The organism is uncultured Tateyamaria sp., from assembly GCF_947504105.1.
Classification (GTDB): Bacteria; Pseudomonadota; Alphaproteobacteria; order Rhodobacterales; family Rhodobacteraceae; genus Tateyamaria.
On record NZ_CANNGP010000041.1, the window covers coordinates 1 to 24,893 of the forward strand.

Annotated in this window: 24 protein-coding genes; 8 read left to right on the forward strand and 16 right to left on the reverse strand. The window is 61.2% G+C overall.

Going from position 1 to position 24,893, the window contains the following annotated elements; all coding sequences use genetic code 11:
- Nucleotides 1–158: 158 nt before the first annotated feature.
- The 5 genes from Q1A75_RS19090 to Q1A75_RS19110 are packed head-to-tail and all read right to left on the reverse strand — an operon-like array spanning nt 159 to nt 4,872.
- On the reverse strand, nt 159–1,016 hold the full coding sequence (locus Q1A75_RS19090; protein WP_299553188.1) for an amidohydrolase family protein: 858 nt from the start codon (nt 1,014–1,016) through the stop codon (nt 159–161).
- Complete coding sequence (locus tag Q1A75_RS19095) at nt 1,009–2,601, reverse strand: ATP-dependent DNA ligase (protein WP_299553185.1); 1,593 nt, start codon at nt 2,599–2,601, stop codon at nt 1,009–1,011. Before Q1A75_RS19095 ends, Q1A75_RS19090 begins: the two co-directional genes overlap by 8 nt.
- A complete protein-coding gene (locus Q1A75_RS19100; RefSeq protein ID WP_299553182.1) occupies nt 2,598–3,602 on the reverse strand; it encodes a ligase-associated DNA damage response exonuclease in 1,005 nt (334 codons plus the stop codon). The genes Q1A75_RS19095 and Q1A75_RS19100 overlap by 4 nt, the downstream gene beginning before the upstream one ends.
- 38 nt (nt 3,603–3,640) lie before the next feature.
- On the reverse strand, nt 3,641–4,582 hold the full coding sequence (locus Q1A75_RS19105; RefSeq protein WP_299553179.1) for an alpha/beta hydrolase: 942 nt from the start codon (nt 4,580–4,582) through the stop codon (nt 3,641–3,643).
- Nucleotides 4,582–4,872, reverse strand: a complete 291-nt coding sequence (locus Q1A75_RS19110; RefSeq protein ID WP_189369748.1) for an SCP2 sterol-binding domain-containing protein — start codon at nt 4,870–4,872, stop codon at nt 4,582–4,584. Before Q1A75_RS19110 ends, Q1A75_RS19105 begins: the two co-directional genes overlap by 1 nt.
- 86 nt (nt 4,873–4,958) lie before the next feature.
- Between Q1A75_RS19110 and Q1A75_RS19115 the strand changes: the two genes are divergently transcribed.
- From Q1A75_RS19115 to Q1A75_RS19135, 5 genes are all read left to right on the forward strand, one after another.
- Nucleotides 4,959–5,504, forward strand: coding sequence for a tetratricopeptide repeat protein (locus Q1A75_RS19115; protein ID WP_299592688.1), 546 nt, complete (start codon nt 4,959–4,961; stop codon nt 5,502–5,504).
- A gap of 17 nt (nt 5,505–5,521) precedes the next feature.
- Nucleotides 5,522–8,356 (forward strand): helicase-related protein, encoded by a 2,835-nt coding sequence (locus tag Q1A75_RS19120; protein WP_299553173.1) that lies wholly within the window; start codon nt 5,522–5,524, stop codon nt 8,354–8,356.
- Nucleotides 8,357–8,743, forward strand: coding sequence for an RNA-binding S4 domain-containing protein (locus tag Q1A75_RS19125; RefSeq protein ID WP_299553170.1), 387 nt, complete (start codon nt 8,357–8,359; stop codon nt 8,741–8,743).
- Between the two features lie 51 nt (nt 8,744–8,794).
- Nucleotides 8,795–9,130, forward strand: coding sequence for a ferredoxin FdxA (fdxA, locus tag Q1A75_RS19130; RefSeq protein ID WP_299553167.1), 336 nt, complete (start codon nt 8,795–8,797; stop codon nt 9,128–9,130).
- Nucleotides 9,131–9,418: 288 nt separating this feature from the next.
- The gene (locus tag Q1A75_RS19135; RefSeq protein ID WP_299553164.1) at nt 9,419–9,931 is read left to right on the forward strand and encodes a CarD family transcriptional regulator; all 513 of its coding nucleotides are present in this window, start codon (nt 9,419–9,421) and stop codon (nt 9,929–9,931) included.
- Between the two features lie 62 nt (nt 9,932–9,993).
- Here Q1A75_RS19135 and cobS read toward each other — a convergent pair whose 3' ends face one another.
- Nucleotides 9,994–10,758, reverse strand: a complete 765-nt coding sequence (gene cobS, locus Q1A75_RS19140) for an adenosylcobinamide-GDP ribazoletransferase (RefSeq protein WP_299553161.1) — start codon at nt 10,756–10,758, stop codon at nt 9,994–9,996.
- A gap of 71 nt (nt 10,759–10,829) precedes the next feature.
- On the opposite strand from cobS, the gene cobT reads away from it, so the two are divergent.
- Entirely contained in the window at nt 10,830–11,837 is a 1,008-nt protein-coding gene (cobT, locus tag Q1A75_RS19145; RefSeq protein ID WP_299553159.1) for a nicotinate-nucleotide--dimethylbenzimidazole phosphoribosyltransferase, read from the forward strand.
- Nucleotides 11,838–11,921: 84 nt separating this feature from the next.
- Here cobT and Q1A75_RS19150 read toward each other — a convergent pair whose 3' ends face one another.
- A complete protein-coding gene (locus Q1A75_RS19150; protein ID WP_299553156.1) occupies nt 11,922–13,802 on the reverse strand; it encodes a cation:proton antiporter in 1,881 nt (626 codons plus the stop codon).
- Between the two features lie 188 nt (nt 13,803–13,990).
- Nucleotides 13,991–14,446: an Lrp/AsnC family transcriptional regulator gene (locus Q1A75_RS19155; protein WP_299553153.1), complete on the reverse strand. Its 456-nt coding sequence runs from the start codon at nt 14,444–14,446 to the stop codon at nt 13,991–13,993.
- Between the two features lie 136 nt (nt 14,447–14,582).
- On the opposite strand from Q1A75_RS19155, the gene hppD reads away from it, so the two are divergent.
- Entirely contained in the window at nt 14,583–15,677 is a 1,095-nt protein-coding gene (gene hppD / locus Q1A75_RS19160; protein WP_299553151.1) for a 4-hydroxyphenylpyruvate dioxygenase, read from the forward strand.
- A 60-nt stretch (nt 15,678–15,737) separates the two neighbouring features.
- Here hppD and Q1A75_RS19165 read toward each other — a convergent pair whose 3' ends face one another.
- A complete protein-coding gene (locus Q1A75_RS19165; RefSeq protein WP_299553148.1) occupies nt 15,738–18,458 on the reverse strand; it encodes a hypothetical protein in 2,721 nt (906 codons plus the stop codon).
- Between the two features lie 161 nt (nt 18,459–18,619).
- Here Q1A75_RS19165 and Q1A75_RS19170 point away from each other — a divergent pair, with 161 nt between their 5' ends.
- A complete protein-coding gene (locus tag Q1A75_RS19170) occupies nt 18,620–19,297 on the forward strand; it encodes an SIMPL domain-containing protein (RefSeq protein ID WP_299553145.1) in 678 nt (225 codons plus the stop codon).
- Nucleotides 19,298–19,379: 82 nt separating this feature from the next.
- Here the strand turns inward: Q1A75_RS19170 and Q1A75_RS19175 are convergent, their stop codons facing one another.
- The 7 genes from Q1A75_RS19175 to Q1A75_RS19205 all read right to left on the reverse strand — a co-directional run bounded on the left by Q1A75_RS19175 (nt 19,380) and on the right by Q1A75_RS19205 (nt 24,879).
- Nucleotides 19,380–20,672 carry an O-acetylhomoserine aminocarboxypropyltransferase/cysteine synthase family protein gene (locus Q1A75_RS19175; RefSeq protein WP_299553142.1) on the reverse strand — a complete coding sequence of 431 codons (1,293 nt, stop codon included), beginning with the start codon at nt 20,670–20,672 and terminating at the stop codon, nt 19,380–19,382.
- A 102-nt stretch (nt 20,673–20,774) separates the two neighbouring features.
- Nucleotides 20,775–21,212 carry a hypothetical protein gene (locus Q1A75_RS19180; protein ID WP_299640921.1) on the reverse strand — a complete coding sequence of 146 codons (438 nt, stop codon included), beginning with the start codon at nt 21,210–21,212 and terminating at the stop codon, nt 20,775–20,777.
- A gap of 127 nt (nt 21,213–21,339) precedes the next feature.
- Nucleotides 21,340–22,347: a hypothetical protein gene (locus Q1A75_RS19185; protein WP_299553136.1), complete on the reverse strand. Its 1,008-nt coding sequence runs from the start codon at nt 22,345–22,347 to the stop codon at nt 21,340–21,342.
- 78 nt (nt 22,348–22,425) lie between these two features.
- Nucleotides 22,426–22,689, reverse strand: a complete 264-nt coding sequence (locus Q1A75_RS19190; protein ID WP_299553133.1) for a hypothetical protein — start codon at nt 22,687–22,689, stop codon at nt 22,426–22,428.
- A complete protein-coding gene (locus Q1A75_RS19195; RefSeq protein ID WP_299553130.1) occupies nt 22,686–23,441 on the reverse strand; it encodes a hypothetical protein in 756 nt (251 codons plus the stop codon). Before Q1A75_RS19195 ends, Q1A75_RS19190 begins: the two co-directional genes overlap by 4 nt.
- Nucleotides 23,438–24,511, reverse strand: coding sequence for a Rieske 2Fe-2S domain-containing protein (locus Q1A75_RS19200; RefSeq protein ID WP_299553127.1), 1,074 nt, complete (start codon nt 24,509–24,511; stop codon nt 23,438–23,440). The genes Q1A75_RS19195 and Q1A75_RS19200 overlap by 4 nt, the downstream gene beginning before the upstream one ends.
- Nucleotides 24,508–24,879, reverse strand: a complete 372-nt coding sequence (locus Q1A75_RS19205) for a hypothetical protein (RefSeq protein WP_299553124.1) — start codon at nt 24,877–24,879, stop codon at nt 24,508–24,510. The genes Q1A75_RS19200 and Q1A75_RS19205 overlap by 4 nt, the downstream gene beginning before the upstream one ends.
- Between the last annotated feature and the right edge of the window lie 14 nt (nt 24,880–24,893).

The window sequence follows — 24,893 nt, forward strand, 5'->3', positions numbered from 1 at the left end:
GGTGTGTTTTTTTTTCTGTGTCCCCGGTTGTGGGGTTGGGCGCCCCGCCTTTGGGGTGGGGGGGGGGGGGGGGGCCGGGGGGGGGCCGCCCCCCCGCGCCCCCCCCCCCGGCTGGGGCTCTGCCCCAGACCCCGAGGTATTTTTGGCCAGAAGAAAGGTTAGGGCAGGAAGAGGTGGTCGGGCGTGTCTAGGAAGATCTTTTGTCGTTCTTCTTCAGTTGTGATGGATGACAGGCCGTCGACGAGCGTGGCGGCGTGGGGCATCTGTGCACCGTTCAGCATGATGTGGGGCCAGTCCGAGCCCCACATGCAGGCGTCGGGATTGGCGTCGATCAGGCGGCGCATCAGGGTGTGGGTTTGGGTGATGTCGTCTGTCAGCCGGTAGGGGGCGGAGAGTTTGACGAAGGCGTGCCCCTCGGCCAGCAGGGCACAGAGGGTGTCGATGGCTGTTGTGTTCGGGTTGAGGTTGGTGGGCCAGCCGCAATGGTCGATGACCAGTGGGACGGGCAGGGCGCGGATGTCGTCGGCCAGCTCCTCGATATACTGGTCGGCGTGCAGGAGCATCTGGATGTGCATCCCGTGATCGGCCAGCGTGGACGCCATCGCCTTGGCTCCGTCCCATGTCAGGACGCCGCCGTGGACGTAGTTCAGGCGGACGGCGACGATGTTGTTGTCTGCAAACTGCTTGATGGCGCGCGTCGGTGCGCCATCCGGCAGAAGGCCCACGCCTTTGAAGCCCTGGCCCATGGCGCGTACCGCTTCGAGCGTCACCGTGTTGTCGGTGCCGTAGAGGATGGAGTGCACGATAAGGCTGTTCGAGCAGCCAAGCGTGTCCAGATGGGCGCGGTAGCGGGTGAGCCAGCCATCGAAGTCGATGCCTTTGGCCGGGTTTTCTGCGCGGGTGGGCGATAGGGGGTGTTCGGGGCCGCCCAGCAGGTGCACATGGGCGTCCCATGCGCCTGTGGGCAGTGCCGTTTCGGGGGTTGTTGGTGCAGGCGGCGGCGGGGCGCTATCCATAGGTCTTGAGCATCTCGTTCAGGTCTTCGAGGCTGTTGGCCTCTTGCACGGGTTTGTCGTGCCGCCACCGTGACATGCGGGGAAAGCGCAGCGCCACCCCTGATTTATGGCGGGAAGAGGCCTGGATGCCCTCGAACGCGATTTCGAACACGTGGTGGGGCGTGACTTGGCGGACAGGGCCGAAGCGTTGTTGGGTGTTCTTTTTGACCCATGCGGTGATCTTGCGGAACTCTTCGTCAGTCAGGCCGGAATAGCCCTTGGTGAACGGCACCAGATCGTTGCCATTCCAGACGGCGAAGGTGAAGTCGGTGAACAGGTTGGCGCGCCGCCCGTGGCCCGATTGGGCATAGATCATCACGGCGTCGATGGTGAGCGGGTCGAGCTTCCATTTCCACCAATCGCCTTTTTTGCGGCCTGTGAGGTACGGGCTGTCGCTGCGTTTCAGCATCAGCCCCTCGGCCTGCGCATCGCGGGCGGCGGTGCGGGTTTGGGCGAGCGTGTCCCAACTGTCGAACGGCACGGTGGGAGAGAGCCTGACCGGCGCGTCATCGGGCAGTGAGGCGCATAGGGTTTCGAGGGTTGCGCGGCGGTCCTGAAGTGGTGTTTGCCGCAGGTCCGCGCCGCCCCATTCGAGTAGATCGTAGGCATAGAGGATCACCGGCGCTTCGCTCAGCAGCTTCTTGGGCACCGTCTTGCGCCCGATCCGCTTTTGCAGGGCGTTGAAGTTTTGTGGGGCGCCGTCGCCCCATGCCAGCAATTCACCATCGAGTACCGTGCCGTCGGGGATAAAGTCGCGGGCGCGGGCGAGTTCGGGGAAACGGTCGGTCATCAGCTCTTCGCCGCGAGACCAGACGAAGTGTTTGCCGTCGCGGAGGATGAGTTGGCCGCGGATGCCATCCCACTTCCACTCTGCCTGCCAATCCGTTGGTTTTCCAAGTTTTTGCGGCTCATCCTCCAGCGCGTAGGCGAGGTAGAACGGGTATGGGCGCGAGGCATTGGCGGCTGGGTCATCTTCGAGGATCAGGTGGGACCATGTGGTTGTGGCCGGGTCCCAATCGCCCATCAGACGATGGGCCATCTCGGCCTCGTCCTTGTCCGTGGCGCTGGCCAATGCGCGGGTCATCAGTTTTTGGCTGACACCGATCCGGAAGCCGCCGGTGAGCAGTTTGTTGAAGAGGAAGCGTTGAGTGGGATCGAGAGAGGCCCAGGCGTCGAGAACGAAGGCCTTGCGGCCTGGCTCTTCGACTTGAGAGAGGTCGCGCAACGCATTGATCCAATGCGTCAATCCGTGATCCGTCTCTGTGTCAGGCGCGGGCAGGACCAGTGCGATTGTCTCCGCCAGATCGCCGACAATGGGATAAGCCTCTTCAAACAGCCACAGCGGGATACCCGCCACCTCGGCCCCCCATTCGCGCAGGCGCGTGGTGTTGACCGCGCGCTTGGGGCGTCGGCCCGAGAAGATGGCGATGGTCCAGATGCGGTCCTCTTCCGGGGCCTCTTGGAAATACTCTGCCAAGGCCGCGACCTTGACCGTTGTTTTGGTAGATTGGTCGATGGCGTTGAACAGAGCAGCGAAGCGTTTCATGCCGCTTCGTCCTCGGCATCCTCGCCTCCGAACTCGGTCTGCAGCACTTGTGCATTCCAACCTTGATCATTCAGATATCGCGTGAATATTTCCGTGTAACCATGTGTCACATATATGTTTTCTGCCCCTGTATCCGTGATGGCAGACAGCAGGCCAGACCAGTCCGCGTGGTCCGAGATAACAAAGCCGCGGTCGCCTGCGCGCCGCCGGCGGATGCCGCGCAGGGCCATCCAGCCGGAGGCGAAGGCGTTTTCCTGTACCCCGAACTTGCGCGCCCAGGCGGACCCGAGCGCCGAGGGCGGTGCCAGAACAATTGCGCCCGGATGATCCTTGGGGTTCAGGTCGGGCCCGGCTTGCACAGTGTCTGGCAGTGCAATCCCCTGTGTCCGCATTACCGCATTGGTGTTTTCGATGGCCGTGTGCGTCAGGATCGGGCCGATGTCGGGGTTCAGCATGGACATGAGCCGTTGCGCCTTGCCCAACGCATAACAGCCGAGAAAGGCGGTTTTGCCTGCTGCGGCGCACCCCGCCCACCAATCGTTGATTTGCGCAGCGATGACGGCCTGATCCTGCCAGCGGAAGACGGGCAGGCCGAACGTGCTTTCGGTGATGAAGTGGTGACATTTGACCGGTTCGAACGGGGTCGAGAGGCCGTCATCCACCATCTTGTAATCGCCTGAAGCGACCCACACTTCGCCCTCCACTTCGACTCGGATCTGGGCTGAGCCGGGCACGTGTCCAGCCGGGTGAAACGACACGGTTGCGCCGCCGATCTGTAACCGCTCGCCATAACCAATTGTGTCTATGGACACATCGCCGAGGCGGTGGCGCATTACTGGCGCGGCAATATCAGTGGCCAGATACGATTCCATCCCCCAGCGCGCATGGTCTGCGTGGCCGTGGGTGATCAGCGCCCGGCTCACCGGTTTCCACGGGTCGATGTAAAAATCACCTGCGGGGCAGTAGATGCCTGCGGGGGTAAAGGTCAGTGCGCCGCTCATGTGAGCGAACCTAGCATGTCTGGAGGGTCAGACCAGCCTCAGGCTGCGTCGGCGAAACGGGCGGTCATGGTGTCAAAGATGCCCGTGCGGGCCTTGGCAGCTTCCATAAGTACTTCGTGCTCACCGCCGTGGATCAAGTGCAGGTTGCCGTCTTCCCAACTGTCCATGCGGTTGTGGATGCGCCCCACATGGACAATGCGCTCGTTTGTTCCAAGGAAGGTGTCGCAAGGCAGTTTCGGGGCCGCCATGCGCGACAAGGCCAATGTTTCATCCAGTGCCTCGCGCAACCACACGAAACTGGGGCCGCCGAGGGCGAGGTCAGGATGTGCGTGCAACTGGTCGCGCATCATGTCGAACATCTCGAGATCGGTGGTGAGCAGGTTGTCTTCGAACGGTGCCGTCAGAACATAGGAATCGATGATGGTGCCCGGCGGCAGGCGGTGGCCCTGTCCGATGGCAGGCATCATGCGGCCCAAGGCCCAGGCGACCGGGCGCAGGTGGGCCGAGATGCGGATGCCCCACATCGGGCCCGTAAAGGCGGCAGCACTGACAGGCAGCCCTTCGTAGAGCGAGCGCAGGCCGATACAGCCGCCCATCGAATGCCCCAGCAGGAAAAATGGCTCTGGCAGGCCCAGTTCCCGGGCTGCAGTGACCATCGCGGTCACATCATGCTGATAGTCGGAAAACGCAAGAACGTGGCCCATCCGAGCATCGTCCAACATCCGGTCGGCCAGACCCTGACCACGCCAATCGATGCTGATTGTCGCGAAGCCGCGCTCGGCAAGCTCACCTGCCGACGGCGCGTATTTCTCTATGTACTCGGTGCGGCCGGGAAACAGCAGGACTGTCCCCTTGGCCGCGTCCGGCTGCCAAACGCCCAACCGAATGCGCACACCGTCCGCCGCGGTCGCCCAGTAGGCGGTGCCGTCCAGCGGTGCAGGGTGCACATCGGTGAAAAGGGGGGCAGCCGACAGCGTCATCAGGCCAGCACGGAGGCCAGTTTCATCGCCATGCCCATGTCGCCATCGACCTTGAGCTTACCGGTCATGAAGGCAGAAGTGGGGTTCGTGTCGCCCTCAAGGATCGAGCGGAACGTGTCTGCGTCTGCAGACAGGGTCACGTCGGCGTCTTCATCTGCGGCACGTGCACCGTTTTCGTCCATCATAATGGCGCCTTCGCCTTCGATGTCGAATTTCGCGGTGCCGGTGAAATCTGCGCCAGCCAGCTTTTCGTTCAGGACGGCCACGGCCTCGGTCACTGTGTCACTCATCTTTGATGCCCTTTTTGGTCTGTGGACGGGTACGGTCTCTGGAATTTGCGGCCCGGCCTGTTACATTCATGGTTATGGGCACTCACTTGCGTAAACTCTACCCTGTCGTCACGGCACTTTTACTGACAGTAGGGAATTCCTTACCCGCCTTGGCGCAATCATCGCTTGACGAGAAGTTGCAGGCTTTGCAGGACGCCGAGCCGGCAGAAGCCACACGGCTGACCCGCGAGATTGAGCGGGAGTGGTCGCAATCGGGCTCCACGTCGCTTGATATGCTGCTGCGTCGTGGACGCGACGCGCTCGAGGAACAGAAGCCGGACATTGCCATCGAGCATCTGACCGCCTTGATTGATCATGCCCCCGATTTTGCCGAAGGCTGGCACGCGCGCGCCACTGCTTTTTATATGAAGGACCTCTATGGCCCGGCGATCAGCGACCTTGAAAAGGCGTTGACCCTGAACCCGGACAATTACAATGCCATGTTCGGTCTGGGCGTCATGTTTCAGGAGTTCGGAGACAACGCGCGCGCAGAACGGGCTTTTCAACAGGTTCTCGACTTGCATCCGCACCATGAAAACGCCACCAAGGCGCTTGAGCAGCTGAAAGCCCAAGGGATCGGCCGCACTCTGTAAGTACCGGGGGACAGCCCATGTCGGGCGACGCGCGGGTGGTTGCCGTTCTCGGCCCCACCAACACAGGCAAAACCACCTATGCCATCGAACGGATGCTGGGCCATCGCACAGGCGTGATCGGCCTGCCGCTGCGTCTGCTTGCGCGCGAGGTTTATGACCGCATCGTTGCGCTGCGCGGCCCGTCTGTCGTGGCGCTGGTGACGGGTGAGGAGCGGATTGTCCCGCCCCGCACGCAGTACTGGGTCTGTACGGTCGAAGCGATGCCCGAGGGCATGGGCTGTGATTTTCTGGCCGTCGATGAGATCCAGCTGTGTGCCGATCCGGAACGCGGCCATGTCTTTACCGACCGGCTGCTCAGGGCGCGCGGCCTGCATGAAACTCTGTTTCTTGGCTCTGACACCATGCGCGGTCCGATCTCTGCTCTTGTGCCCGAGGCGCAGTTCATGCGGCGCGAGCGGATGTCGCAACTGGTCCATTCCGGCCAGAAAAAGATTTCGCGCATGCGGCCCCGGTCGGCCATCGTCGGCTTCTCGGTCGACAATGTCTATGCGATTGCCGAGCTGATCCGCCGTCAGAAGGGCGGGGCGGCTGTGGTGATGGGCGCGCTCAGCCCCCGCACGCGCAATGCGCAAGTCGACATGTACCAGAACGGTGAGGTGGATTTCCTGGTCGCGACCGATGCCATCGGCATGGGACTGAACCTGGACATCGACCATGTGGCCTTTTCCTCGCTCACCAAGTTCGACGGGCGGCGGATGCGCGCGCTGGCGCCCAATGAATTGGCGCAGATCGCGGGCCGGGCGGGGCGGGGGCAAAAGGATGGGACGTTTGGCGTCACGGGCGATGTCAGTCCGCTGGATGAGGGTGTTGCGCAGGCCATCATGGACCACCGCTTTACTCCGCTCAGCAAGCTGCAATGGCGCAACCATGCCCTACAATTCGGCACCATCGACGCACTGGTGCGCAGCCTTGAGGCGCCCTCGGATCATGAGGTGCTGGTCAAGGCACGCGAAGCTGACGACCTGCAGGTCTTGAAATCGCTCGCCGAAAGCGCCGAGGTGACGGCCCGCTGCACGGATGCGCAATCGGTTCGCCTGCTGTGGGATGTGTGTCGCGTGCCGGATTTCAGAGGCATCAGCCATCAGGAACACTCCAGCCTGCTTGACGTGATCTTTCGCTACCTGCACGAACGCGGGTCTATCCCGAATGACTGGATGGCGCGCCAGATCAAGCGGATTGACCGTGCCGATGGCGACATCGATGCCATATCAAAGCGATTGGCGTTTATCCGCACATGGACCTATGTCGCCCAACGCAAAGGCTGGGTGGACGACGAAAGCCATTGGCGGGACGAGACGCGCCATGTAGAAGACCGCTTGTCAGATGCTCTTCATGAGAAACTGACTCAAAGATTTGTAGACCGGCGCACGAGCGTGCTCTTGCGCCGGCTAGGCCAGAAGGAGGCCATGGTGGCCGAAGTAAATGACGCAGGTGAAGTGACTGTCGAAGGCGAGTTCGTCGGCAAGTTGGACGGGTTCCGGTTCTCTCAGGACAAGGGGGCGGGGGCGGCCGAGGCAAAGACGATCAAGACCGCCGCGCTGCAAGCACTGGCGCCGCATTTCCACCTGCGGGCCGACCGGTTCTATAATGCGCCGGACACCGAGCTGGATTTCACCGAACAGGGTGGCCTGATGTGGGGCAGTTCTGCCGTGGGCAAGCTGGTGGCGGGGCAGGACCCGCTGAAGCCCATGGTCGAGGTGTTCGTGGATGATGTTGCGGGGCCCGAGGTGGCGCAGAAGGTGCAGCGCCGTCTGCAACATTTCATCGACCGCAAGGTTGCTGCGTTGTTCGAGCCGCTGATTGCGATGCAGAAGGATGAGGCGCTGGCCGGGCTGGCCAAGGGCTTTGCCTTCCAGATGATCGAGGGGCTGGGCGTGCTGCCCCGCGCCGCCGTCGCTGATGACGTCAAGGCGCTGGATCAGGACGCACGCGGGTTGCTGCGCAAGCATGGCATCCGCTTTGGTCAGTTCACCATCTTCATGCCGTTGCTGCTGAAACCCGCGCCCACGCGCCTGCGCCTGGTGCTGTGGTCATTGGCAAATGGGCTTTCTGAATTCCCTGAATCTCCGCCCCCCGGTCTGGTCACCGTGCCCGCGATGGCGGATGGCCCGCAGGGTGTGGACACGATGTCCGGCTACCGCAATGCGGGCGAGCGTGCGATCCGCATCGATATGCTGGAACGGCTGGCCGACATGCTGCGCGCCGAGGATTCGCGCGGCGGGTTTGAGGCCAAGGCCGATATGCTGTCGATCACCGGCATGACGCTTGAACAATTCTCGGGTCTGATGGAAGGGCTGGGGTACAAATCGGAGAAAGGTGAACGCGAAAAGGTCAAAATTGCTGACGCAGTTGCGACAGCGGATGCAAAACCTGAAGCCGAGGCCGCACCCGCTGAAACTGCGGCTGAGGAGGTGGAGACATCCGAAAAGGCCGAAATGCCCGAAAAGACCGAAGCGCCACAAACGGACGGTGCCGAGGCTGCAGAAACCCCCGAAGCCGCGTCGGAAGACGCTCCGGTCGCCGATGGTGACGAGGAAGCCGCCGGGCCAGAGATGGAGGTCTTCTATACCTTCACCTGGGGTCGCAGCGCCGGGAATCGCCGTCCGCAACAAGGCGGCAAGCCTCGTGGCAAGGGCGGCCCCAAAGGTGGCAAGCCCAAGGGCAAGGGCCCGCGCCGTGATGGCGGCAACAAGCCTCAGAACTTCTCGGCCCGACCGCCGAAGAAGGAAAAGGCGATTGACCCCGACAACCCCTTTGCTGCAGCCCTTATGGGGTTGAAGGACGGCAAATAAGTGGCTGATGAAGCTGGCAAACTGCGGCTGGACAAATGGCTGTGGTTTGCGCGCTTCTTCAAGACACGGTCGTTGGCGGCCACGCGTGTTGCCGCTGGTGACGTGCGCGTCAACGGCGACCGGGTCACCAAGCGGTCGACCACGATCAGTCCCGGTGATGTGCTGACCTTTTCACAAGGTCGTGTGGTCCGGGTGATCGAGGTCAAAGCCATCGGCACACGCCGGGGACCTGCTCCCGAAGCGCAGGCGCTTTATAGTGATATGTCCCCGCCACCGCCGCCCAAGGAAACGCCTGTTCCGGAAAACCCAAGGTTCGAAGGAAAAGGACGCCCGACCAAGAAAGACAGGCGGCAAGCTGATCTTTCCCGGTCGCGCCATCTTGAATGATGGCCTGCACTCCTTTAGCTAAGCTATGCCCGACAAGATGAGACACCCCTTATGACCTATATCGTCAACGACGCCTGCATTGCCTGCAAATACACCGACTGTGTCGAGGTATGTCCGGTCGATTGTTTCTATGAGGGTGAGAACATGTTGGTGATCCACCCTGATGAATGCATCGACTGTGGGGTTTGCGAACCCGAATGCCCCGCCGATGCGATCCGCCCCGATACAGAGCCGGACATGGAAAAGTGGGTCGAGTTCAACCGCAAGTATTCCGAGATGTGGCCGGTGATCATCACCAAGAAGGACCCGCTGCCCACCGCCGAAGAGATGGACGGCAAGGACGGCAAGATGGAGCTGTTCTCGGAAAATCCGGGCGAGGGTGGCTGAGCGACCGAATCGCTTTGGGGCGGTTTCTTTGCCCTGAAATCGAGACGGAATGACTTGGAAAATCAGGGGCTTCCGAAAGTTTCCTTTGAGTAAACTTCCGAGAGCCCGTTTTTTGTGATATACTCTTCGAACAACAGACAGATGGACGCTGCCCTGATCCGTCGCCAACGCGACAGATTTGACTGAAATTTTGACCCGAACCGCACCAAGACGTGGCAGCGCATGCCCCGCCTGATGCGGTTTTGACTGTCAAAAATGGCTGCGTCCTGCGTCGCATGAGGATCAGGAATGACAATATCTAAGAAACTCGACTTCCGCCCGAATGAATACGTGGTCTATCCGGCGCACGGCGTGGGCCAGATTACGTCCGTGGAAAAGCAGGAAGTGGCAGGTCTTGAGCTGGAGCTGTTCGTCATCTCCTTCGAGAAAGACAAGATGACCCTGCGCGTGCCCACCAACAAGGCGACCGAGATCGGTATGCGCGCGCTGTCGAGCCCCGATGTCATCAGCCAGGCCATGAGAACCCTTAAGGGCAAAGCCAAGGTCAAGCGCGCCATGTGGTCCCGCCGGGCGCAGGAATACGAGCAAAAGATCAACTCGGGCGATCTGATCGCCATTGCCGAGGTTGTCCGCGACCTGCACCGTACCGACGATCAGCGCGAGCAAAGCTATTCCGAGCGCCAGCTTTATGAAGCGGCTCTTGAGCGTCTGACCCGCGAAGTGGCCGCCGTGTCGGGCGGGGACGAGATTGCCGCCGCCAAGGAAGTGGGCGACGTCCTGAGCAGCCGGATCGCTGCCTGAGAACCGGCTGACGAAAGTCGCAACGATTTGACAACAAACGTGTCCCTGCGGGGGCACGTTTTTTATTGGGCCATTGTCACCAGGGTGAGCAGAACCGCGATCTCGGTCAACACCTGTGTCGCGCCCAGAATGTCGCCTGTTTGTCCCCCGATCTTGGCGTTTGCCACCAGCCCGACGCCAAAGGTGACTGCACCCGCGACAAGGGTGGCCATGAGACCGGCGCTGCCAGCGAGCAGTATTGCACCCACACTCCCGATCAGGACCGCAGCCACGGCGGCACCCATGTTCGGCGCCCCCACGCTATGGGACAGACCTGTGCTGCGCGCGTGGGGCAGAGCCAGCATCAGCGGGGGCATCATCGCGCGGCTCAGCATCAGGGCGGCGATCAACCCGGTCCATGACACCTCGGCCAGTCCCAGCCAGCGCAGGCCCATCACGAGGATCAGCGCCAGCACGCCATAGGCGCCGATGCGGCTGTCCTTCATGATCTCGAGCCGCCGCTCGCGGTCGTGTCCGCCCCAAAGCCCGTCTGCCGTATCGGCCAGCCCGTCCTCGTGCATGGCGCCGGTCAGCACGACCAGGGCGCCGAGTGTCAAACCGGCGACGATTGGTGGGTTCAAGCCCAGTCCGCTCAGGACGGCGGCGAATAGTGCAAGGAGGCCGCCCAAGACCAAGCCGGCGACCGGGTAGGCCCACACGGCCCGCGCCCCGTGGGCAAAGGCATGATCGGGCAGTGCGGGCATGGGCAGGCGTGTCAGCAGGACCAGTGCAGCGGGCACGTCCCAGAGGCGTGCCGCAGGGGCAATGTCGGAATCATTCTGTGCCATGTCCGGTCCTGACTTGCGGGTGCGTTCCGATTGGGTAAAGAGCGTGAGACCAACAGGCAAGGACAAGACCCATGAGCTTTGAAAGTTTGGATGCGCTGCGCGCCCTTCTGGCCGATATGCCCGGCCCGGACGCGGCGGCGCGCAAGGGTGCAGCAGAGCGCAACGGGCAACTGACCAAACCCCCGGGTGCGTTGGGGCGGCTTGAGGAACTGGCGCAGTGGTATGCGGGCTGGCGCGGCAATGCGCGCCCGTCGATTGACGCGCCACAGGTCATCGTCTTTGCAGGCAACCATGGCGTTGCTGCGCGCGGTGTCTCTGCCTTTCCGCCTGAGGTTACGGTGCAGATGGTTGCGAACTTTGAACATGGCGGGGCAGCGATCAACCAGCTGGCCAAGGCGTTTGGGGCGCGGATGGATGTTGTCGCGCTCGATCTGGACAAGCCAACCGCCGATTTCACCCAAGGCCCGGCCATGACCGAGATCGAGGTTGTGGCTGCGTTGCGTGCCGGCTGGGATGCTGTTGCGATGGATGCCGATCTGTTGGTGGTCGGAGAGATGGGGATTGGCAACACGACCTCTGCCGCCGCCATTGCGGCCAAGCTGTTTGGCGGGGAAGCGGGGGATTGGACCGGTCGTGGCACCGGGGTCGAAGGTGATGCGCTGGCGTTCAAGACGCAGGTGGTTGCCGACGGATTGACTGTGCATAGCGCTTGTATGGACGGGCTGGACGTGCTGATGCGTCTGGGCGGGCGCGAATTGGCTGGAATGGTCGGTGCCATGGCCCGGGCGCGGTCCTTGCGCATTCCGGTCATCATGGACGGCTTCATCTGTACCGCTGCGGCTGCGTGCCTTGCCAAGACGCAAGAGGGCGCCCTGGATCATGTGGTGGCGGGTCACCAAAGCGCCGAGGCCGCGCATGGCCGTATGCTGGAGGCTTTGGGCAAAGTGCCGCTCCTGTCCCTTGATCTGCGCTTGGGTGAAGGGTCCGGTGCGGCCTTGGCCATGGGCGTCCTAAAGGGGGCCATCGCCTGTCACTCGGGTATGGCGACATTTGCCGAAGCAGGTGTGTCCGACGGCTGACGGGCGCACTCTTTGCTGCGCAAATTCGCCCACCCGCCAACCCCGGGTGGCCCCATATGAAAACAGTGCGACAGACTTAAGGTGTCAGGCCCGTTTGGGTTCGTCCTGTCGCGCTGACAATGCTGCTTCCAGAGATTTTTCCAGCAACTTTGCACGCTCGACATACGCATCGTTCTTGGAGGCCGGGACACTCGGGTCCCACACCTCGGCCAACTGCCGCACTGCATCACGGTCATGGGAATAGAACACGCGTTCGGCCTCGGCCGCTTCGTAATCTGTCAACCCCAGTTGTTCGAGCGCATAGCGCCCGGCACGCAGCGACCCATCGAACATCTCGCGCACGATGTCATTCGCACCCGCCTGGTACAGTCGGTAGACATGCACCCGGTCATAGGCGCGCGCGATAATATGGATGTCGGGCCGTGTCTTGCGGGCATAGGCGACCAGCCGCGTTGAGGCGTCCTTGTCATCCAGTGCAACCACCAGAATGCGCGCGCTATCAAGGCCTGCGGCATGCAATATGTCCGGCCTGCTTGGGTCACCGAGAAACCCCTTGAACCCAAAGCGGCGCATCAGTGCGATGGTTTCCATATCGTGGTCCAGAACAACTGTTTTGAAGCCGGACCCTTGCAGCAGCCGGTTCACGATCTGGCCGAACCGACCGATGCCGGCGATGATCACGGGACCGTCTTCGTCAATCTCGTCGGCTTCGATTTCCACGCCACGTTTGGTGATGCGCCTCGATTGCAGTTCGTAGAGGATGAACAGCAAGGGCGTGATCAGCATGGTCAACGCAATGACGAGAAGCAGCGTTTCGGCCACGCTTTGCGGGATGACGCCCTGTCCGACCGAGAAGGCGACCAGCACGAAGCCAAACTCGCCCGCCTGTGCGAGGCCTAGGGTAAAGAGCCAGCGGTCGCGTCCCCGGATCTTGAACGATACCGCCAGAAGGTAAAGCAGGGCGCCCTTGATCGCGATGACAAGGATCGCCATCGACAAGAGGGCTGGCCAATCGCGGAACAGGATATCGAAATTGATGCCAGCGCCGACGGTGATGAAGAACAGCCCCAAGAGCAGGCCTTTGAAGGGTTGAAGGTCGGACTCGAGCTCGTGCCGGAATTCCGAGCTGGCCAGCACCACACCGGCCAGGAAGGCCCCAAGCGCCGGTGACAGGCCGACCAGCATCATCAGAAAGCTGATCGACACGACAATCAGAAGGGCAAGGGCGGTGTACATCTCGCGCAGATGGGCTGCGTGGATGAATCGGAACACGGGCCGGGTCAGAAACACGCCCGCGAGGATCACAGCAACGACCGCGCCGATGGTTACAAGTGTGACACCCCACGCAGGAAGCCCTTCAACCAAGCTCATCGCGGCACCGTGTCCGTGATCGCCATGGTCGTCGCTATTCGCGCGCGCAATGGATCCGTCTCCGGTGAGCTGCATGGGCAGGGTCACAACAAGCAGGGGCAGGAAGGCCAGGATCGGGATCACCGCGATATCCTGTGTCAACAGGACCGAGAAGACGGATCGCCCGCCGCTGGTCTGCATCAATCCTTTCTCGGACAGGGTTTGCAGCACGATGGCGGTGGACGACAGCGACAAGGTCAGACCGATTGCCAACGCGACGCCCCACGGCTGGTTGTAAGCCATTGCAACGCCCATCAGCGCCAAGGCCGACAAGACGATTTGCAGCCCACCCAGACCAAGAAGCTTGTGTCGCATGTCCCAAAGTGCCCTGGGTTCCAATTCCAGACCGATCAGGAACAGCATCACGACCACACCGAATTCCGCGAAATGCTGAAGGTCCTCGGTCTCCGCGCCGACCAGCCCGAGAACCGGGCCGATGGCGATGCCCGCGGCCAGGTATCCCAGAACCGACCCCAACCCCAGACGCGAGGCAAGGGGTACCGCGATCACCGCGGCGGCAAGATAGATCGAGGCTTGGTAGAGAAAACTTTCCATGGCGGACCCTGTACGTTTCGGTCTGTTCTCAAGATGCCCCGGTGTCAGGGAAATACAAGGTGATCACGGCGAACTTGGCGCGATTTGGCCTTGTGCCAAAGCAGTTGTGTCGGGTTTTGGTGCGAAACCATCCATTTGGGTGTTCCGTTGGTTCGGTGCGCTGCTTTGGATAGGACGCGCTGGCAACCCTAGGTTGGCAATGGTCCGTCACGCTTGAGTTGATCCATTACGATTTGGCTGTGCACGCGCGCCACTGCCGGGTGGGGCAGAAGCACATCGTGGATCAAGGTGTTCAGGGCCGCCAGATCGGCGCAATAGACCCGGAGCAGGTAGTCCGCGTCGCCTGTCATCGTCCACGCGCTTGTGACTTCGGGGCGGGTGTCGATCAGACGGGCAAAGCCGGCGGCGTGTTCGGGGCCATGCACCGCCAGGTGGACTTGAACAAACCCCTGTACGTTCAGACCCATCCGCTTGGCATCAAGACGTGCGACGTAGCTTTCGATGTACCCCTCGGCCTCGAGCCGCTGGCGTCTGCGCCCCACCTGGCTGGCCGACAGATGCAGCAGGGTGCTGAGTTCCTGCGCCGTCAGGTGGGCGTTTTTTTGCAAGGCTGCGAGCAAACGGGTGTCGATGGAATCAAGCATGTGCGGATATCCGTCTTGTTTTGCCGTCATGGTGCGCGAACGACGCGTAAATTGGAAGGTGCGTGCAGAATTATGCGCAGATACCGCGCGCCAGAGGCCCCATATCTGCATCAACACCGAACAAGGAGGCACGTCCATGGGCCCGTTCCCGCACAACGCACCGAAATCCACCCTCTCTGCTGATAACCCGGCGGGCACGGACGGGTTCGAATTTGTCGAGTTTGCGCATCCCGAGCCGGACGCGCTGCGCGCGCTTTTTTCCCGGATGGGGTATCAGAAGGTCGCCAAGCACAGGGCCAAGGATATTGAGCTGTGGCAACAGGGCGACATCACCTATGTCCTGAACGCCGAAGCAGGCAGTTTTGGCGCGCGTTTTGTCGAGGAACACGGACCCTGTGCCCCGTCCATGGGATGGCGCGTGGTCGATGCGCAGCATGCGTTTGAGCGGGCGATAAAGCTTGGGGCCAAGCCTTACGAGGGCGACGGCAAGGTGTTGGATGTACCCGCCATCTACGGCATTGGCGGTAGCCTGATCTATTTCGTGGACCAGTACTATGACACCTCGCCCTACAATGACGAATACGAATGGCTGGCGCAGTCCAAGCCACGAGGTGTCGGGTTCTTCTATCTCGATCACCTGACCCATAATGTGCACAAGGGGAACATGGACACGTGGTTCCGGTTTTATGGGGACTTGTTCAACTTCAAGGAAATCCGATTCTTTGACATCGAGGGCAAGTTTACGGGCCTTCTTTCCCGCGCGCTGACCTCGCCCTGCGGCCGCATCCGCATTCCGATCAACGAAGATCGAGGTGAGACCGGGCAGATCGTGGCCTATCTGAAGAAGTACAGGGGCGAAGGCATTCAGCACATCGCGGTAGGGTCGGACGATATCTATGACAGCACGGACGCGATTGCGGCGGAAGGGCTGAAGTTCATGCCGGGGCCGCCCGACACCTATTACGATCTGTCCAAGGAGCGGGTGGTCGGACATGATGAACCCATTGACCGGATGAAGAAACATGGGATCCTGATCGATGGCGAGGGCGTCGTCGACGGGGGCGAGACCAAGATCCTGCTTCAGATCTTTTCCAAGACGGTCATTGGCCCGATCTTTTTCGAGTTTATCCAGCGCAAGGGCGATGACGGCTTTGGTGAGGGGAACTTCAAGGCCCTGTTCGAGAGCATCGAACAGGAGCAGATCGACAACGGTGAGTTGGTAACCGAATAGGGCTGCGATTGCGCCGTCTTCTCGCAAATGAAACGGCCCGGAAACCGAGTGGGTTTCCGGCTATCCCTTTGGCATCTTCAGCACGACGTTGCGATTGCCTTTCTGGTACCGCAACTCGCTGTCGCCAATCGCTGACACCCGCCCACCGTCAAAGCGATCGCCCACTTTTACCTTCTGGTAGCGCCCGTTTTTCAACCGCACCAGCGCGCGGCGGTTCGACGGGGTTCCGTAAACCCCGATCAGGTTCACACGGCTGAGGTTGATGGCGTTACGCACGGTCGCTTCGCGGGTGACAGAGGCCGAAGAAGGGATGGAGGGTGTGACCGTCCGGGGGGCTACTGCGGCGACGCGTTGCGGGGCGACCGCCGTGCGGCTGGCGCGGGCAACGACCCGATCAAAATTGCGTGGCCGTGTTGCCGGGCGGATGGATTGTGCCACTGCCAACGCACTGATCGGTTCGGTGACCTCGCTTTCGACCAAGTTGGTGGTGTCGACATCCTGAACGGCTTCCGCCTCTTGTGGGGCGGCGGGACGAAGTTGCGGTCGCAGCAGGGCCAGCTCGGACCGCAGCAGACCCCCCAGCGTCGCACGTTCGTTCTGTTCGACCAAATCGCCCGGGCGGGCACGGGGCCGGGCCTGCGCCAGTGCGGTCGTGTCGGGTGCGCTGCGCGCCTCAGGGACGTCCTGTTGTTGCTGAAGGGCTGCCGGCGGTTTGAGTGGTGGAGACCCCAGGAACACTGTGAAGCCATCGGGGCTGAGCGCGCCATCCTCGGTTGGAACAACCCGCCCATTGTCGTCAAACGCAAAGCGCGTGCCCGATGCCGGGGGGGATGCGATGTCGGGCAGGGCCACATCGGTCAGATAGGACTGCGTGGCCGGCAAAGCGATGGCGTCAAGTGCGGGGCTAACCGGATCGATTCCTGTCACATAGAGATCTTCAAGAACGATCAGATCGGACGGCAACGGCGGAATTTGAGGCGCTTGAGGCCAGATACCCGTGACGGCATAACGCGCTTCGAGCGCAGCACTATCGAGCTCTTCCTGCTCGGTCGGGTTCGGTTGTGGGTCGCGCAACGCATCAAGAACGGCGGTATCTTCTGCGGTCAACCCATCGGCGCTGAGGCCTTCGTTCAGCGTCGCGACGATCAGCTCATCGCCCGTCTGTTCGGTCGGCTCAAGCTCAACGGTGGCGCCCACATCTTCGGCCAGCGTTTGCCCTGCATCGGCAGGCAGGGTCGACGCGAGCGTCCGTTCGCGTTTGGGAAAGAGCTTGGCCAACCCGTCATCCAGAAAGACCGATGCCCATGCGGACACACCGGCAAGAAATACAAGTAGGATGACGGTCAGGATAAGGCCCAGAAAGCGTGGCTTGCCGCCCACTTGTGCTTCCGTCCGCGCCCCAAACACCGTCATGCGTTGCGCTTCGGCGTCCGTCGCAGCGGCAGCGGGGACGGGCGTTGCCAAGCCCGCTGCAGGCGTCGGCTGGATGGCCGGGGGCGCGGGCGGTATGCGCTTGGGTTTCCGCCGGGACAGGAAACCGCTGCTTTCTTCGGGCGCTTTTTTCGGCGCTGGCGGGTCGGCCGGTGGCAGGTCTTCGATGGGCGGGGCGGGGCGGAGGCTTTTGGCTGCTGCCTGCTGTGGGCTAAGCGTTGGCGCCTTACCTGCCGCTACATCGGCGACGTTCAGTCGAGGGGCGGGTCGTGATGTGGGTGGCTCGCGGGTGACGCCGCCCAGCGGTGCAGCAGATGTGGCTTCCGGCGTTGCGCGGCGGCGTGTTGCGAACCCCATGAGCGGTGACGCATCATCGGATGCGCCGTCTTTTTCCGGGGCGATTTCTGTGGGGTCGTCCTCGGCCTCGATGTCTTTGGTCTGTGGTGCGGGCTTTTCGGTCGTGTCGGTCGCAGATGTCTTGTCCGGCTTGATTTCTTTATCTTTTGCCGTGGTTTCTGCAGGCTCGGCATCATTCTTTTTTGCCATGAGGACGTTGTTTGATGCTTCTCCGTCGCTGTCCTGCGGTGCGGTTGTTACATCGTCGGATGGCGGTGGTTTTGCAGCGTCGGGGGGTGTCGGAGCGTCACTCTCGTTGGATGGTGCCTCTGCCTTGTGTTCTCCTGCGCTCCCGGCTCGCGAGGCAGGGGTTTCGGGCTTGGCTTTCCCCCCTTTGGGAGCAGGCTCAGGCGCTGTGTCCTCGACCTTTTGATCTGGCTTTGAGTCAGCTCTTTCCGGTTCTGGCGCGTGCGATACAATGACAACGCGAATGCCGTCCGGTTCGACACGTGCACCCTTGGCCAAGATGTTGGAGGCGTGCGCCGTCTGGCCAAAGAACGGTTCACCCAGAAACCCCTGACCGTCGGGTGCGGCAACGAAACTCACTGGCTGAAAGCGATACTCGACGGCAAAAGCCTCGGCTTCCTTTAGCGTTTCGCGCGCAACGGCAGCGACATGCGTCTTGTCTCCGTCGATCGAGATGTCGAAGGCCAGCGCATCAACTGCGTAAGGGGTGGCGCCGTCAAGCGCCTCGCGCGCTGCGGCGCGGCGCGTGTCGTCGTCCACATCTCCGGTATCGATGGTGAGATACTTGATCTGATCATCCGGAATGATCAGCTTTGTACGGACCCGCTTTCGTTTCACCTCGCCCGCCTTTTGGCGCAGGACCTTGAGGTCGTCAGCAAGGTTGCCGGTGCCGACATCAACTGTGCCCACTTCACGCCAACCTCCTGCTGCGCGGTGCAGCAGTCGGATCCCGTCAAAGGACAAGGAAAGCGCAAATTCAGGCTTCATGTCTGGCCCATAGCAAGTGCGTGTTCGGAACGGAACACCGAGGGTTGTTAGGCAAAGAATAAAGCAGGTCTTTGCCCATGCAAACAAAAAGCCGCGTGACCTGCTTGTGTCGATGCCACGCACGCGGGAAATGTGGGGCAAGAGAGAGATTGGAGATTGTCATGAAACTATCTTTAGTAAGCGCTGCGATCTGGATGATGCTGGCAGGCATTGTGGCCGCGCAGGACCAAGGGCCTGTCTTGTCCGTAACCGGCCAAGGCGACGTGGCCGTTGCCCCGGATATGGCGGTGATTTCACTGGGCGTTGTGCATGTCGACAAGACTGCGGGCGATGCCATGGCCAAGGTCAGTGCGGATGCGACCGCATTGATTGCGGTGCTGTCCGAACAGGGTATCGAGGCACGGGATATCCAGACGTCGCAATTGAACGTCAATCCGGTCTGGAGCAGCTACGACTCGACCGATCGCAAGATCACCGGGTTCGAGGCGCGCAATGCCGTGACCGTGCGCGTGCGCAATCTTGATGGTCTGGGCGGCGTTTTGGATCAGGTTCTGGAAGTCGGGGCCAACACCTTCAACGGTTTGCAGTTCCAGTTGCAGGATCCGAGTGCTGCGGAAGCCAAAGCACGCGCCGCCGCCGTGCAGGATGCCATGGCAAAGGCAACGCAGTTGAGTGAAGCTGCGGGTGCGAGCCTTGGGACCATTCTGTCCCTGAGCGAGTCCGGTCAATCGCCGCGACCAGAGATGTTTGCGGCTGCGCGGTCTGCTGATTTGCCCATCGCTGCAGGAGAGTTGGTTGTAACGGCGCGCGTTATGATGAGCTATTCGCTCGCGCCATAAACGCAGGGGCCTGTGCGCAGCTGGCCTTGTTGTGAGTGGAAAGAGGCGCCGGGTTCATCCCGGCGCCTCTTTGCCTTTGGGTTTAGCTGGTGGCCTTTGACAGCGCCTGATCCAGGTCGGCGATCAGATCATCTGCATCCTCGATCCCGATAGAGACACGGACCACTTCTGGTGCAGCACCGGCTGCGCGTTGCTGTTCCTCCGTGAGCTGACGGTGCGTGGTCGAAGCCGAGTGGATGATCAGTGATCGTGCATCGCCCAAGTTCGCCACGTGGCTGAAGATTTCCAGCGCATTCACCAATTTCACGCACGCGTCGTAGCCGCCCTTGACCGCAAAGGTGAATAGACCGCCCGCGCCGCGGGGGCAGATCTTTTTCACCCGGTCAAAATAGGGTGAGGATTTGAGACCCGCATAGGTGACGTAGTCGACACGGTCGTCCTTCTCGAGCCACCCCGCGATCTTGACCGCGTTCTCGACGTGGCGGTCCATGCGCAGTGACAGTGTTTCGGTGCCCATAAGCGTGTAGTGCGCTGCTTGCGGGTTCATCGTCATGCCCAGATCGCGCAGGCCGATGGCAATGCCGTGGAAGGTGAAGGCCAGCGGACCGAATGTCTCGTGGAACTTCAGGCCGTGATAGGCAGGCTCTGGTTGGCTGAGTGATGGGAACTTGTCATTGGCAGACCAGTCGAAGGTGCCGCTGTCCACAACGCACCCACCTGTGACCGTGCCGTTTCCGGTCAGGTACTTGGTTGTCGAATGTACGACCAGCGTTGCGCCATGTTCGATGGGGCGGCACAGGTATGGCGTGGCCGATGTGTTGTCGACGACCAACGGGATTTCAGCCTCATCGGCAATGGCTGAAATGGCGTCGAGGTCGGTGATGTAGCCGCCGGGGTTGGCGATGGCTTCGCAGAATACGGCGCGGGTCTTGTCATTGATGGCGGCCTTGACGGCATCAAGGTCGTCGAAGTCGACGAAGGTGGCTTCCCACCCGAAGCGCTTGATGGTCTGGCCGAACTGCGTGATGGTCCCGCCATAGAGCCGGGTGGATACGACCACGTTCAGACCGGGTGCCATCAGCGGGAAAAGCGCCATGATCTGTGCCGCGTGACCGGACGAGCAGCAGACGGCACCTGCACCGCCCTCGAGCGTTGCAATCCGTTCCTGCAGAACGGCAACGGTTGGATTGGTCAGGCGAGAGTAGATGTAGCCTACCTCTTGCAGGTTGAAGAGGGCGGCGGCGTGTTCTGCATCGCGAAAGACAAAGGCAGTCGATTGATAGATTGGCGTTTGCCGTGCGCCGGTGGCTGGATCCGGCCGGGCGCCTGCGTGAATTTGAAGGGTGTCGAAGCCGTATTTGGGGCCGTCGGTCATGTCTTTCTCCCACCTCTGGCGTCAAGCGCCGGGTCAATTGCATCGCCTGCATGGTTAGGCAATGCAACGGAGGTGGGCAAGGGCCGGCTGGTCTTGGATGCCTCAGGCCGACTGCATCAATGGCAGGGACGCACAGACCTCGGGAAAGCCGATGGACGTGTAGTCGATCATCTCGATCTTTGGATACATCGCCATCCTGTCCTGAAAAATCGCATAACGCACTTGGCTGGTGCATTTCAGTGCACCCATGTCGTCGAAGTGGTCCCACTCGGTCCAGATCTGGGAATACCCTTTGTTCGGGATGCCGGTGGCCACCACGCGCGGCGTGATTTGCGTGATCCTGGATTTGCGGGCCACGCCCCGATACAGCTCAAGCGCTTCGATAAGCACGCCAGACGAACCGAAGACCAGCAACTCGCCTCTTGTATAAAGAGGGAGGGGGTAGGTGAAGTAATCGACAAGTAGATCCAGCCGGTCGTTACAAAATGCGTGCGATAGTGTCGTCAAAAAACGGTTAACGGATTGCGTCATCTCGGCCATCCAAATGTTTAGGGATCAGGTTTTAATTGACCGACCAATTAATTTCCTGTGACGCGTTTGTAAGGGGGAAAACGACACAATTCGTCTCATAATTGTCGCGCGCAAAGTTTTGACGCAGCGTAACCGGTCAGCGCATCCAGAACCCGTTGGATTTGATCCGGTTGCGAATGGCCTGTTCGCGCCTTGGCATGTCGTTCTGGTCGAAGAGCGCCCGCACCTTTGCACCGCGCCCCTGAAAAACCATCCGTTTGATCGGATCGTATCCCTTGAGGACTTTCTTGATCTTGTTGGGGGCGGTGACCTCTTCCAGCGTGTCGATGACGGTCTGACTTTCACGCGCGTAAAGAAGAGGGAAGATGCGGTAGTGACAGGTGACATCACCGTCGAGATAGTTGTGCACGGCACTGTCGCGCCCACCGCCAAAGCTGTGGATCACAAGCGGCAGCGCCACCTGATCCAGCCACGGATCAAGCGGCTGGCAGACCAGCGGTGCCGGTGGGGTGTCGCGGATCGCCAATGCGTATTCAAGAAAGCGGGCGCCAAATGCATGGGGGCACGCGCCAAAGAAGAAGCCTGCGTTGAAATACAGATAGCGCTTCCAATACTCGTCAGGCTCGCTTGTATCGAGGCTGGATTCGAAATCCAGACCGAAGGCGTCGTAAAGTGATTTCCAGATATCTGAATAACCGGGGCCATAAAGCTCGATCTGTGGCCACGTGCCCTCCCGTCTCAAGGACGCGGACGGGTAGTCAAAGTCAAATGGCACCGCGTCAAGATCGCCCAGCACAAGCGTATCGCTGTCAAAGAACACAAACGGCTCACCCTCGGGCAGGGCTGTCAGCATCTCGATCTTATTGCCGTAGGGATAATACGCGCCGAAATGGTGGTTTTGAAATTCAACCACCTCGGCCTCCAAAGTTTCCAATGCTTCCCGCACGTCGCCCGTCATGCGGGGGTCTTTGGGCCATATCGGTCCGGGTTGCGGTTCGGCAATGAATATGCGCCCGGAAAAGTTGGGGCTTTTGGCTCGTAGGGATGCGACAAACAGCAAAGCCTCGTAGCCAAGTCGCCCGGACTGACCGACAAGGGCAATATTGAACGTGGGCGGTGCCGATTTCTTGGGTGTGCGTGCCATGTGCCTGCCGATATGCGTTTTCGCGATTTTGTCGGGACTATACGCGGCGCGCGGGAACGGAAAAAGCCCCAGATCGGGTCATTCTGGTGGCCGATACAAAAGATCGTAAAGTTTTTGCAGGCCGGTCAGGATCAGGAACGCCCCAACGGCCCAGATCAGCAGCTCGAACGGGGCGAGATCCGTTCCGCGCAGCCATTGACCCAGAAGCCCGCCCTGCGGGCGCAGCGCGTCCACGCCAAACAGGCCATCGCGGGGCCACAGACGCAGGTACCAGAACCGCGATACATAGAACAAAGCAGCAGCTGTCACTGCGGCGATGATCAGCCAAAGGGCGCGCTTCATTCCGTCACCTCGATCGTGTCCATGTCGATCTCCCAGACCAACAGGTCACCGTGCTTGGTGATCTCGCCCTCGGCGGTGATGAATTGGGCCACGTGGTCATAGGCTTCGCGGGGCAGACGTGTGCCGTCCGGGCCGACGACCAGCAGAAACTCTTCGCCCAGCACGGGCTGGGTCGAGACAAATATGGGTGGCACGTCGCCCAGCAGGCACAGGTTGGCACAGGCCTTGTGCGCCAGCCCGCGCCCCGGGCGCATTGCCCCGGCAAGGCACTTGCCGTCGCAAATCTCGCCCGCCAGTTTCCAGCGGCCCTGAGGTTCCGGGGTGATATCGGGGGCGTCACCTTCGACGGCTTGTATTCCGTTCCGGCCACCGCGCAGTTGCATCATGTATAGATCGCCACGCTCTAGCACGGTGCCCGATACCTGCGCCAGTTGCCCATTGAGCGGCATGGCACGACCATCGACACCGGATTTGCCGCCCGCCGTCATCATGAAGCTGTCGCCGGGCTTTATCCGGTCATTGCCCTCGGTCACGTGGATCACGGGGTAGGGGGTCACCTCGACCACACCGGTCACCGTCTGGCGGCCATAGTCGAAGCGGAAGGCACCGGGACCGGGATCGTCCTGCGCGGCCCCCATCAGAAAGCCCGCGCCACCCAAGCCCGCAATAAGCAGAATGCACGCAGTCAGCAGGAAGGTCCGCAAAGGGCCCGGGGCAGGCAGGTAGCCAACGAAAAATGGTTTCTCACTCATGCCGTCGCTCCTTCTTCGGGCAGATCCGGTTCAGGTTCTGGCAGGGCAACCGGCTCTACATACGTGCCGGGCGGATTGGCGTCGGGGTGCACCTCGACCATGTCGCCCATCAAGCGGACGCGGTAGGTGGGGACTTTTTCGGTAAAGGGCGCGGGCGAGCGTCCATTGCGCACGTCATACTGAAAACCATGCCAGGGGCATGTGACCAGACAGTCAATGATCTTGCCTTCACCCAATGGCCCGTTCTGGTGGGCGCAGGCGTTGGAAATGGCGCTCAGTTTGCCCTCCATCAGGTAGACAGCAACACGGTCGCCGGTCGCAAGCTTGGCGATCTTGGCATAGCCTTCCCGGAAGTCATTAATGCGCGCCACCTCGGCCCACGCACCATCCTTGGCCGCTGCCTCGGACCGTTCCTGCATCCATGCAGCCAGATGCAGGACGATGACAGCCCCTGCACCCACGAGGAACAGCACCGTGAACACATGGTTCTGCTGGTCCTGCAAAATGCCCAAAGACACATGCGCCGCGACCGAGAAATAGGCCGCATAGATCAGGTAATGCAGCCGTTTCCACACCGGCGGTGTCAGGAACTTGAGCCAGAAGTCGTGGGATGTCGCAGCAAGGATCAGCAGGCAGACCAGCGCAAATATGCCAAATATTTCAAAGGGAAAACCCGCGATCTGGCCAAAGCTGGAATTGGCATAGAGCAGGCCCACGTATTTGTCGGAACTGGAAAAGGCGAAGTACCAGTTCAGGATGTAGCCCGCGTGCGTCAGGGCAACGAAGGCGGTCATCACGCCGAAATGCCGCCGATTGTAGAGCAGGGGCAGGAACCGCTTGTCCAGCCGTGCCGCAGGCCCGATGCACAGGATCACGGTCAACATGACAAAGGCACAGGCGCCAAAGGCGCGGGCATTGTGGATCTGCGGGTTGATCGGCCACTCGTGGCTGAGTGCGCCGGGCGTGAGGTACAGAAACACCCAAAGAAACGCGGCGACACCCGCCAGCATCACGGCGTCATAGACCCACTTGTTGGGGTTCCACTGAACGGGGATATACTTGACGCTCATTGGCTTGCCCCCTCGGTCAGTTGCACGGGGGCAATGTCAGCGGGCCAGGTCTGGCGCACGCTCAGACCCGTGATCACGATGACCAAGATGCCGATGCTCATGGCGATGATGGCCAGACCATAGGAGGCACGCACCGGGCGGTATCGGTCGGCCCATGCTGCGCGTTCGGTTTCAATCTGCCACCAGCGCCACAGGACAATGGGCCAGATCAGCAGCACACCGGGGATCAGGAGCGGGCGGAAAACATAGGCCCCGCGCGCATCTTCATCAATTCGGTCGATCCCGATGGTCAGGAACACGGCGGCAACAAGTGCGCCGATCATCCCCCATGTTTGCATCGCCATCACGAGGGCCTGTGCCACGTCCATGGGGTGTCGTCCTT

Excerpts from the sequence above, each read along its gene's own strand:
- Q1A75_RS19090 (WP_299553188.1), bottom strand. The coding sequence starts at position 1,016 with ATGGATAGCGCCCCGCCGCCGCCTGCACCAACAACCCCCGAAACGGCA.
- Q1A75_RS19095 (WP_299553185.1), bottom strand. The coding sequence starts at position 2,601 with ATGAAACGCTTCGCTGCTCTGTTCAACGCCATCGACCAATCTACCAAA.
- Q1A75_RS19100 (WP_299553182.1), bottom strand. The coding sequence starts at position 3,602 with ATGAGCGGCGCACTGACCTTTACCCCCGCAGGCATCTACTGCCCCGCA.
- Q1A75_RS19105 (WP_299553179.1), bottom strand. The coding sequence starts at position 4,582 with ATGACGCTGTCGGCTGCCCCCCTTTTCACCGATGTGCACCCTGCACCG.
- Q1A75_RS19110 (WP_189369748.1), bottom strand. The coding sequence starts at position 4,872 with ATGAGTGACACAGTGACCGAGGCCGTGGCCGTCCTGAACGAAAAGCTG.
- Q1A75_RS19120 (WP_299553173.1), top strand. The coding sequence starts at position 5,522 with ATGTCGGGCGACGCGCGGGTGGTTGCCGTTCTCGGCCCCACCAACACA.
- fdxA (WP_299553167.1), top strand. The coding sequence starts at position 8,795 with ATGACCTATATCGTCAACGACGCCTGCATTGCCTGCAAATACACCGAC.
- Q1A75_RS19135 (WP_299553164.1), top strand. The coding sequence starts at position 9,419 with ATGACAATATCTAAGAAACTCGACTTCCGCCCGAATGAATACGTGGTC.
- cobS (WP_299553161.1), bottom strand. The coding sequence starts at position 10,758 with ATGGCACAGAATGATTCCGACATTGCCCCTGCGGCACGCCTCTGGGAC.
- cobT (WP_299553159.1), top strand. The coding sequence starts at position 10,830 with ATGAGCTTTGAAAGTTTGGATGCGCTGCGCGCCCTTCTGGCCGATATG.
- Q1A75_RS19150 (WP_299553156.1), bottom strand. The coding sequence starts at position 13,802 with ATGGAAAGTTTTCTCTACCAAGCCTCGATCTATCTTGCCGCCGCGGTG.
- Q1A75_RS19155 (WP_299553153.1), bottom strand. The coding sequence starts at position 14,446 with ATGCTTGATTCCATCGACACCCGTTTGCTCGCAGCCTTGCAAAAAAAC.
- hppD (WP_299553151.1), top strand. The coding sequence starts at position 14,583 with ATGGGCCCGTTCCCGCACAACGCACCGAAATCCACCCTCTCTGCTGAT.
- Q1A75_RS19165 (WP_299553148.1), bottom strand. The coding sequence starts at position 18,458 with ATGAAGCCTGAATTTGCGCTTTCCTTGTCCTTTGACGGGATCCGACTG.
- Q1A75_RS19170 (WP_299553145.1), top strand. The coding sequence starts at position 18,620 with ATGAAACTATCTTTAGTAAGCGCTGCGATCTGGATGATGCTGGCAGGC.
- Q1A75_RS19175 (WP_299553142.1), bottom strand. The coding sequence starts at position 20,672 with ATGACCGACGGCCCCAAATACGGCTTCGACACCCTTCAAATTCACGCA.
- Q1A75_RS19180 (WP_299640921.1), bottom strand. The coding sequence starts at position 21,212 with ATGGCCGAGATGACGCAATCCGTTAACCGTTTTTTGACGACACTATCG.
- Q1A75_RS19185 (WP_299553136.1), bottom strand. The coding sequence starts at position 22,347 with ATGGCACGCACACCCAAGAAATCGGCACCGCCCACGTTCAATATTGCC.
- Q1A75_RS19190 (WP_299553133.1), bottom strand. The coding sequence starts at position 22,689 with ATGAAGCGCGCCCTTTGGCTGATCATCGCCGCAGTGACAGCTGCTGCT.
- Q1A75_RS19195 (WP_299553130.1), bottom strand. The coding sequence starts at position 23,441 with ATGAGTGAGAAACCATTTTTCGTTGGCTACCTGCCTGCCCCGGGCCCT.
- Q1A75_RS19200 (WP_299553127.1), bottom strand. The coding sequence starts at position 24,511 with ATGAGCGTCAAGTATATCCCCGTTCAGTGGAACCCCAACAAGTGGGTC.
- Q1A75_RS19205 (WP_299553124.1), bottom strand. The coding sequence starts at position 24,879 with ATGGACGTGGCACAGGCCCTCGTGATGGCGATGCAAACATGGGGGATG.